Origin of the sequence: Streptomyces sp. CAI-85 (assembly GCF_013363615.1) — a bacterium.
GTDB lineage: Bacteria > Actinomycetota > Actinomycetes > Streptomycetales > Streptomycetaceae > Streptomyces > Streptomyces antibioticus_B.
Genome location: NZ_JAANNX010000024.1, coordinates 65,650 through 75,333, shown reverse-complemented (window position 1 = coordinate 75,333; position 9,684 = coordinate 65,650). Strand labels below are relative to the sequence as shown.

The window sequence follows — 9,684 nt, the reverse complement described above, 5'->3', positions numbered from 1 at the left end:
GATGGTACTGCAGGGGGGACCCTGTGGGAGAGTAGGACACCGCCGAACAATCATTCAAAAGGGTTGGGTTCTGAACTTCGGTTCGGAGCCCAACCCTTTTTTGTTTGCCGTCACTTGACGTTCACGTTGCGCGTCGACCATCCACAGCATGGGTACTGCCGCAATGCTCAGGGCCGCCGGCGTCGGAGTCGGTGACGAGGTCGTCGTACCGGCCTTCGGGAACGCCGAAGTCGCCGGTGCGGTCACCCTCGTGGGTGCGCTGCCGGTGTTCGCCGACATCGACCCCGTGACGTACTGCCTGGACCCGGGGGCCGTCGAGGACGTCGTAACTCCGCGGACTGCGGCCGTCGTTGTGGTGCACCGGTTCGGACGACCGGCCGAGGTCGGGCCGTTGCGGGGGCTCGGGCGGCGGCACGGGCTGCTGGTGCTGGAGCAGGCGGAGTCCGAGGAGCCGTACGACGAGATCGCTCGGCGTCGGGAGCGGGCCGCCTATCTCGATGCCCGGCTGCGCGGTGTGCGCAGGCCCGACGGCGGGGACGGACACACCTATCAGCAGTACGTGGTGCGGGTGCCGGGGAACGGCCGGCCCGACCGTGACGCCTTCGCACGCGCCTTGCGGGCCAGGGGAGTTGAGTGCCGGGTGCCGGTGAAGACGCCGCTGCACCGGCTGCCCGAGTTCCGGCGCTGTGTGTCCTTGCCGGAGACCGAGCTGGCCGCCGACGAGACGCTGTCCCTGCCGGTCGACGCCGCGTTGACCAGACGGGACATGCAGCGCATCGTCGCCGCGTGCAACGCGCTCGGTGGACTGCTTCAGCCCGCCTTCTGAACGAGTTTGGGAACACCGGCCCGTTCGGGGTATGCTCTATTCCGTTGCCGCGAGGGAAACCTCGAAAAGTGACCAGCCCCCTTAGCTCAGTCGGCAGAGCGTCTCCATGGTAAGGAGAAGGTCAACGGTTCGATTCCGTTAGGGGGCTCCACGAAGAAAGCCCCCGCCCTTTCGGGCGGGGGCTTTTCTCATGCCCTTTTACTCTCGGCTCCCTTACGCCACGCGCATCGCCAGGATCGCCATGTCGTCGGACGGGGCGTCCGAGGCGAAGCGTTCCACGGCGCGCATGATGCGGGCCGCGACCGCGCCGGCCGTCAGGCCCGTGCAGGTGGTCAGGACGTCCGCCAGGCCGTCGTCGCCCAGCATGCGGGTGCCCTCGCGGCGCTCGGTGACGCCGTCCGTGACACAGAGCAGGACGTCCCCCGGATCGAGGATCACCGTCTGCTCGTACAGCTCCAGGTCGTCCATCACGCCCAGCAGGGGCTGGGGTTCGGCGGCGGGCTCGACCGTGCCGTCCTGGCGCAGGCGCAGGGGGAGCGGGTGGCCCGCGCAGACGACCTTCAGCTCCGCGCTGCCGTCGGCCTGCGGGCGCATCTCGCCGTAGAGCAGGGTCAGGAAGCGGCTGCGGTCGCCCTCGTCGAGGATGGCGGAGTTGAGGCGCTCGAGGACGGCGGGGCCGCTGAGGCCCTCGCGGGCCAGCAGGCGCAGCGCGTGCCGGGCCAGGCCGGTCACGGCGGCCGCGTGCGGGCCGGTGCCGCAGACGTCGCCGATGGCGAAGCCGTAGGCGCCGTCGCTGATCGGGAAGACGTCGTAGAAGTCGCCGCCGACCTCGTTGCCCTCGCCGGCCGCGCGGTAGATGACGTCGACCTCCACGCCGTCGATGTCGGGCAGTCCCGGAGGCAGCAGGCTGCGCTGGAGGGACTGGCTGATCGCGGTGCGCTCGGAGTAGAGGCGGGCGTTGTCCAGGGCGAGGGCGGCCCGGCGGCTGAGGTCCTCGGCGAGTTCGAGGATCTCCTGCCGGAAGTGCTCGTCGGTGGGCTTGCCGAGGGTCAGCATGCCGATGACGCGGTTGCGGGCCACCAGCGGCAGGACGACGGTCTCGCCGCCGACCGCGGCGGCGGTGGCGAGGGTGGGGCCGATGCCGGAGGAGACCTGGTGGGTGGAGCTGCCGCTCAGGCCGAGGCTGCGCATGGAACTGCGCAGGGCGGAGTCGTGCGCGGCCGCGGCGGGGGCGGCCCAGACGCGGGCGCCCGGGGTGGGGACCGGGTCCGGCGGGGCGATCTTGGACAGCAGCGACTTGATGCCGTCGATGAGTTCCTCGTCCTCGTGCAGGACGTAGGAGAGGTAGGGCTCGGACGCCTGGTCGGCGATCGTGTAGACCGCGCACCAGGTGGCCAGCGTCGGTACGGTCATCTGGGCCATGAGGGCCAGGGTCTGGTCGCGGTCCAGGGTGCCGGCGAGGAGGTCGGACGCCTCGACGAGGAAGCTCAGGGAGCCGCGGCGCAGGCGTTCCAGTTCGCCGAGGCGGGCGGACTCGACGGCGAGCGCGATGCGGTCGGCGGCGAACTGGAGGCGCAGAGCCTCCTCGTTCGAGTAGCGGCCGGGGCTCTCCGCGGCGACACCGAGGGAGCCGGTGAGGCGGCCCTCGACCTTCAGCGGGACGGTGACGACCGAGCGCATGCCGGTGTTGTTGAGCAGCGGGACGGCGCCGGGGACGGCGAGGAGGTCCTCGTGGACGGCCGGCATACGGGCGGAGCCATAGCGGCCGGGTCCTGCCTCGACGGGGACGCGGGCGAAGCGCTGGCGGGCGGAGGGCAGGCCGGTGGAGGCGCGGACCTCGAGTTCCGTCTCGTCGTCGGTGGCGAGGAGCAGGAAGGCGGAGTCGCCGTCGAGCATGTCGCGGGCGCGTTCCACGGTGCGCTGGAGGAGGCCGTCGAGGTCGTCCGGGGCGGGGGAGCCGATGAAGACCTCGAACGGGTCGGCGCTCTGGCCGTCGGAGGGGGACGTGTCGGAGGCCGGGTGGCGGGAGGGGGTCTGGAGCACCGCTCGTTCGTGGTCGCGGACCAGGAGGCAGACCGTGGAGGGCTCGCCGTCGGTGTCGCGGACGCGCAGGTGGGAGGCGTACACGGGGGTGACGCGGCCGGTGGCGCCGCGGATGCCGTAGCTGCCCTCCCAGCGGGAGAGCTGGAGGGCCTCGGCGATGCCGGTGCCGGTGCCGGGGGTGTGCGGCCAGGCGGCGAGGTCGGTGAGGGGTTTGCCGGTGACCTGGTCGGCGGTGTAGCCGAAGAGTTCCTCGGCGTCCTCGTTCCAGGAGGAGATGGCGCCGGAGCGGTCGATCTGGACGACGGCGACGCGGACGCGGCTGTCGGCGAGCGGCAGCAGGTCGGGCGGCAATGAGGGGCCCGCGGCGCGGGTGCCGACGGGGCGGTCGGGCAGGTCGAGCTGGAACCAGACCTGTTTGTGGGTGGGGGTGTACTCGACGCCCCAGCGGGTGGCGATGGCGGCGCAGAGCTGGAGGCCGCGGCCGCCCTCGCGGTCGGGGCTGCCCATGGTGGCGGGGGAGCCCTGGAGGGGGATCTCGCGCTCCGGGTAGCGGTCGCCCACCTCGATGCGTACGCCGTCCTCCGAGCGCAGGCACAGGACGTCGGCGTGGGTGCCCGCGTGGACGACGGCGTTGGTCACCAGTTCGCTGGTGAGGACGACGGCGTCGTCGACGATGTCGGCGAAGCCCCAGCCCTGGAGGGTGTCGCGGACGAAGGCGCGGGCGGTCGCGACGGATCGCCCGACGGGCTCGAAGCTGGCGGCCGCGCGCGCGGTGATCACAGAACTCCTCGGCCGGTTGTCGACGTGCGGGGATCCCTGGCCGGTCGGGTCGCCGCGCTGCTCGGGCGCGCGCGGGTCGGACGGCCGGGGGTCCGGGGGCTGTCCCCCAGGGATCAGTCCGGTGGTCATTGTGTGCGGCCGCCCCTCCGATGCCCGCTCGTGCGCCTCGTGCCACCGCCCAGGCCGGTCTGGACCGGCGGGCTGGACAGCCGCATGCAAGGTTACTTACCTTCCCCGCCCCTGCGGATGCCGGTCAGCAGTGTTTCCGTCCCGTGGGTGTGGGGACGGTGTGCGAAGCTGCCGAACTGTTATGGCCGGGTTCGGCAAGGGTGAAACACTGGGCAAGCTTGTGGTGAAGGTCAGCGGTGACGGTCGACCCCTGCGGGAGGGACAAAGTGGAGTCTGGCGCAGCGACGCGGGGCACCAAGGCGCGCGCGAAGGGCGGACAGACCCTGAGCAGGCGGGCGCCGCGTGGTGGCACCACCGTGGTGGACACGGCGGCGCTGAACCGGCTGCTGGCCGCGCTGGTGTCCATGCGGGACGGTAATTTCCGTAAGCGGCTCACGGTGTCCGGCGACGGCGTGATGTCGGAGATCTCGGCCGTCTTCAACGAGGTGGCGGACCGTAATCTCCATCTCACGGGTGAGGTGTCGCGGGTCCGGCGGATGGTGGGCCGGGAGGGCAAGCTCACCGAGCGGCTGGAGACGGGGGCCTGTGAGGGCTCCTGGGCGGCCGCGATCGACAACTCGAACGCGCTGGTGGACGACCTGGTGCGGCCGGTGTCCGAGGTCGGGCGGGTGCTGTCGGCGGTGGCCGAGGGTGATCTGTCGCCGCGGATGGAGCTGCGGACGCAGACCCCGGAGGGGATCGCCGGGCAGCCGTTGCGCGGGGAGTTCCTGAAGGTCGGGCGGACGGTCAACAACCTGGTCGACCAGTTGTCGACGTTCACCGACGAGGTCACGCGCGTGGCCAGTGAGGTGGGCACCGAGGGCAAGCTGGGCGGTCAGGCCCAGGTGCGCGGGATGTCGGGTTCGTGGAAGGACCTGACGGAGTCGGTCAACACGATGGCGTACCGGCTGACGGCGCAGGTGCGGGACATCGCGCTGGTGACGACGGCGGTGGCCAAGGGTGATCTGTCACGGAAGGTGACGGTTCATGTCGAAGGCGAGATGCTGGAGCTGAAGAACACCGTCAACACGATGGTGGATCAGCTCTCGGCGTTCTCGTCGGAGGTGACACGCGTCGCCCGTGAGGTGGGCACCGACGGCATGCTGGGCGGTCAGGCCCAGGTGTCGGGTGTGGACGGTGTGTGGAAGGAACTCACCGATTCGGTGAACACCATGGCCGGCAATCTGACGGCGCAGGTGCGTCAGATCGCCGAGGTCACCACGGCGGTCGCCGGCGGTGATCTGTCGCGGAAGGTGACCGTGCCGGCGCGCGGTGAGGTCGCGCAGCTCGCGGACACGATCAACCAGATGACCGAGACGCTGCGGATCTTCGCGGACGAGGTCACGCGGGTGGCCAACGAGGTGGGTGCCGAGGGGCGGCTCGGCGGGCAGGCCAATGTGCCGGGCGCGGCGGGGACGTGGAAGGACCTGACGGACTCCGTCAACACGGTGTTCCGCAACCTCACCACGCAGGTGCGGGACATCGCGGCGGTGACGACGGCGGTGGCCAGCGGTGATCTGTCGCAGAAGGTCACGGTGGACGTGGCCGGCGAGATGCTGGAGCTGAAGAACACCGTCAACGGCATGGTGGACCAGCTCTCGGCGTTCGGTGCCGAGGTCACGCGCGTGGCGCGGGAGATCGGTGTCGAGGGTGAGCTGGGCGGCCAGGCGCAGGTGTCCGGCGCGGCGGGGACGTGGAAGGACCTGACGGACTCCGTCAACACGGCGTTCCGGAATCTCACCGGACAGGTGAGGAACATCGCGCAGGTCACGACGGCGGTGGCCAACGGCGATCTGTCGCAGAAGGTCACCGTGGACGTCTCCGGCGAGATGCTCCAGCTCAAGAACACCGTGAACACGATGGTGGACCAGCTCTCGTCGTTCGCCGACCAGGTGACGCGGATGGCGCGGGACGTGGGCACGGAGGGCCGGCTGGGCGGTCAGGCGCGGGTCGACGGGGTGTCGGGCACCTGGAAGGAGCTGACGGACTCCGTCAACTCGATGGCCGGGAACCTCACCTCGCAGGTGCGCAACATCGCGCAGGTGACGACGGCCGTGGCCCGGGGTGATCTGTCGCAGAAGATCGACGTGGACGCGCGGGGCGAGATCCTGGAGCTGAAGAACACCATCAACACGATGGTGGACCAGCTCTCCGCGTTCGCCGACCAGGTGACCCGGGTGGCCCGCGACGTGGGCACCGAGGGGCGTCTCGGCGGTCAGGCGCAGGTGCCCGGTGTGGCCGGGGTGTGGCGGGACCTGACCGACTCGGTGAACGGCATGGCCGGCAACCTCACCGCGCAGGTCCGCAACATCGCGCAGGTGGCCACGGCGGTGGCCCGGGGTGACCTGTCCCAGAAGATCACCGTGGACGCGCGCGGGGAGATCCTGGAGCTGAAGAACACCCTGAACACGATGGTGGACCAGCTCTCCTCCTTCGCCCAGGAGGTCACGCGTGTGGCCCGTGAGGTGGGTACGGAGGGGCAGCTCGGCGGTCAGGCCGAGGTGCAGGGTGTCTCCGGCACCTGGAAGGACCTCACGCAGTCGGTGAACTTCATGGCGAACAACCTGACGATCCAGGTGCGTCAGATCGCCGAGGTCACGACCGCGGTCGCCAAGGGCGATCTGTCGAAGAAGATCACCGTCGACGCCAAGGGCGAGATCCTCGAACTGGTCACCACCGTCAACACGATGGTCGACCAACTGTCGTCGTTCGCCGAGCAGGTGACCCGGGTGGCCCGTGAGGTGGGCACCGAGGGCATCCTGGGCGGCCAGGCGCACGTGCCGGGTGTCACGGGCATCTGGAAGGACCTCAGCGACAATGTGAACCTGATGGCCAAGAACCTGACCATGCAGGTGCGCAACATCTCCCAGGTCGCGGCGGCGGTCGCCAACGGCGATCTGACGCGGATGGTGACGATCGAGGCGCGCGGTGAGGTGCAGCAGCTCGCCGACACCTTCAACACCATGGTGAAGACCCTGAGTTCGTTCGCCGACCAGGTCACCAAGGTGGCCCGTGAGGTGGGCACGGACGGCATCCTGGGCGGTCAGGCGCATGTGCCGGGTGTGGCGGGCACCTGGAAGGACCTCACCGAGTCGGTGAACCAGATGGCGTCCAACCTGACCGGTCAGGTGCGCAACATCGCGATGGTGACGACGGCCATCGCCAAGGGTGACCTGACGAAGAAGATCGACATCGACGCGCGCGGGGAGATCCTGGAGCTGAAGACGACCATCAACACGATGGTCGACCAGCTCTCGTCGTTCGCCGAGGAGGTCACCCGGGTGGCCCGTGAGGTGGGCACCGAGGGGCAGCTCGGCGGACAGGCACGCGTGCGTGACGTGGACGGCACCTGGCGGGACCTGACCGAGTCGGTGAACGAGATGGCCGGGAACCTGACCCGGCAGGTGCGGGCCATCGCGCGCGTGGCGACCGCGGTGACCCGCGGCGACCTGAATCTCAAGATCGACGTGGACGCGTCGGGGGAGATCCAGGAACTCCAGGACTACATCAACAAGATGATCGCCAACCTGCGCGACACCACGATCGCCAACAAGGAGCAGGACTGGCTGAAGGGCAACCTCGCGCGTGTGTCGGCGCTGATGCAGGGGCGGCGCGACCTGGAGGACGTGGCCTCGCTGATCATGAGCGAGCTGCCTCCGCTGGTGGCCGCGCAGCACGGCGCGTTCTTCCTGGCGATGCCGTCGGCGGACGGCACGGACGACCCGTACGAGCTGCGGATGCTGGGGTCGTACGGCTACTCGATGGGGTCGATGCCGACGTCGTTCCGGCCGGGTGAGGCGCTGGTGGGGACGGCCGCGGAGGAGAAGCGGACGATCCTCGTGGAGAACGCGCCGAGCGGCTATCTGAAGATCTCCTCGGGGCTCGGGGAGGCGCCGCCCGCGCAGGTGATCGTGCTGCCGGTGCTGTTCGAGGGGCAGGTGCTCGGGGTGATCGAGCTGGCCTCGTTCACGCCGTTCACGCAGATCCAGAAGGACTTCCTCAACCAGCTCGCCGAGATGATCGCGACGAGCGTCAACACGATCTCGGTGAACACCAAGACGGAGCAGCTCCTGAAGCAGTCGCAGGAGCTGACCGAGCAACTCCGGGAGCGCTCGGCGGAGTTGGAGCAGCGGCAGAAGGCCCTTCAGGCGTCCAACGCCGAACTGGAGGAGAAGGCCGAGCTGCTGGCCCAGCAGAACCGGGACATCGAGGTGAAGAACACCGAGATCGAGGAGGCGCGGCAGGTCCTGGAGGAGCGCGCCGAGCAACTCGCCGTGTCGATGCGCTACAAGAGCGAGTTCCTCGCCAACATGTCGCACGAGCTGCGCACGCCGCTGAACTCGCTGCTGATCCTGGCCAAGCTGCTCGCCGACAACGTGGACACCAACCTCACGCCCAAGCAGGTCGAGTTCGCGGAGACGATCCACGGGGCGGGCTCGGACCTGCTCCAGTTGATCAACGACATCCTGGACCTGTCGAAGGTCGAGGCGGGCAAGATGGACGTCTCGCCGACGAGGATCGCGCTGGTCCAGCTCGTGGACTATGTCGAGGCGACCTTCCGGCCGTTGACCGCGGAGAAGGGCCTCGACCTGTCCGTGCGGGTCTCGCCGGAGCTGCCGGCGACGCTGCACACGGACGAGCAGCGGCTGCTCCAGGTGCTGCGCAACCTGCTGTCCAACGCGGTGAAGTTCACCGATTCCGGGTCGGTGGAGCTGGTGATCCGGCCGGCCGGGGCGGACGTCCCGGTGGCGATCAAGGAGCAGTTGCTGGAGGCCGGTTCGCTCACCGATCCGGACGCCGCGCTGATCGCGTTCTCGGTGACGGACACCGGTATCGGGATCGCGGCCGGCAAGATGCGGGTGATCTTCGAGGCGTTCAAGCAGGCGGACGGCACGACCAGCCGCAAGTACGGCGGTACGGGGCTCGGGCTGTCGATCTCGCGGGAGATCGCGCAGTTGCTGGGCGGTGAGATCCATGCGCAGAGCGAGCCGGGCCGGGGTTCGACGTTCACGCTGTATCTGCCGCTGCACCCGAGCGAGCTGCCTCCGCAGGGCTACACGCAGGCCGTGCCCGCGCTGGAGGCCGGGGACCTGGTGGCGTCGGAGAACGGCGCCGTGGAGCTGTCGGAGCTGACCGAGGCGGAGATCGAGACGCCGGCCGAGGTGAAGTCGTACCAGGAGACGCAGAACGGCGCGGCGGCGCTCTTCCGGCGCCGGCGGCGGTCCGCGAACGGCGGGGAGCGGCTCGCCGGGGAGTCCGGCACGTGGCAGGCGCCGCAGGGGCAGCGGGTCATCCGGTTCGGCGGCGAGAAGGTGCTGATCGTCGACGACGACATCCGCAACGTGTTCGCGCTGACGAGCGTGCTGGAGCAGCACGGGCTGTCGGTGCTGTACGCGGAGAACGGCCGGGAGGGCATCGAGGTCCTGGAGCAGCACGACGACGTGGCGGTGGTGCTGATGGACATCATGATGCCGGAGATGGACGGCTACGCGACGACGACGGCGATCCGGCGGATGCCGCAGTTCTCGGGGCTGCCGATCATCGCGCTGACGGCGAAGGCGATGAAGGGCGACCGGGAGAAGGCGATCGAGTCGGGTGCCTCCGACTATGTGACGAAGCCGGTCGATCCCGATCATCTGCTGTCGGTGATGGAGCAGTGGATGCGGGAGGCGTGAGGCTCCCGGGATTCCAGGCGCGCAAGGCGGTGTAACGGGGCGGGATCCGGGGAACCTTCTGGTCTTCCGCCCCGTTCCCGCTATGTGCACAGTGACATCACGGTGACAGGGTGTGGCGACGGTCGGGGTGCGGCTACCATGACCGGCACAAGGAAGGGCGGCGCAAAGGAGTCGTCCCCAGGGGCGGCGCCC

3 protein-coding genes and 1 tRNA gene are annotated in these 9,684 nt (G+C 69.7%); 3 read left to right on the top strand and 1 reads right to left on the bottom strand.

Features of this window, described 5'->3' with window-relative positions:
* The first annotated feature begins 163 nt into the window (after positions 1 to 163).
* Together G6W55_RS23820 and G6W55_RS23815 are read left to right on the top strand one after the other, a co-directional pair.
* Positions 164 to 826 carry a DegT/DnrJ/EryC1/StrS family aminotransferase gene (locus G6W55_RS23820; RefSeq protein WP_175522877.1) on the top strand — a complete coding sequence of 221 codons (663 nt, stop codon included), beginning with the start codon at positions 164 to 166 and terminating at the stop codon, positions 824 to 826.
* A gap of 75 nt (positions 827 to 901) precedes the next feature.
* Positions 902 to 977, top strand: a tRNA-Thr gene (locus tag G6W55_RS23815).
* 62 nt (positions 978 to 1,039) lie between these two features.
* On the opposite strand, the gene G6W55_RS23810 is transcribed toward G6W55_RS23815, so the two are convergent.
* A complete protein-coding gene (locus G6W55_RS23810) occupies positions 1,040 to 3,778 on the bottom strand; it encodes a SpoIIE family protein phosphatase (RefSeq protein WP_175522872.1) in 2,739 nt (912 codons plus the stop codon).
* A 266-nt stretch (positions 3,779 to 4,044) separates the two neighbouring features.
* Here G6W55_RS23810 and G6W55_RS23805 point away from each other — a divergent pair, with 266 nt between their 5' ends.
* On the top strand, positions 4,045 to 9,492 hold the full coding sequence (locus G6W55_RS23805) for a HAMP domain-containing protein (protein ID WP_175522871.1): 5,448 nt from the start codon (positions 4,045 to 4,047) through the stop codon (positions 9,490 to 9,492).
* The last annotated feature ends 192 nt before the right edge of the window (positions 9,493 to 9,684 follow it).

Coding starts and splice junctions, on each gene's coding strand:
- G6W55_RS23820 (WP_175522877.1), top strand. CDS start 164: ATGCTCAGGGCCGCCGGCGTCGGAGTCGGTGACGAGGTCGTCGTACCG.
- G6W55_RS23810 (WP_175522872.1), bottom strand. CDS start 3,778: ATGACCACCGGACTGATCCCTGGGGGACAGCCCCCGGACCCCCGGCCG.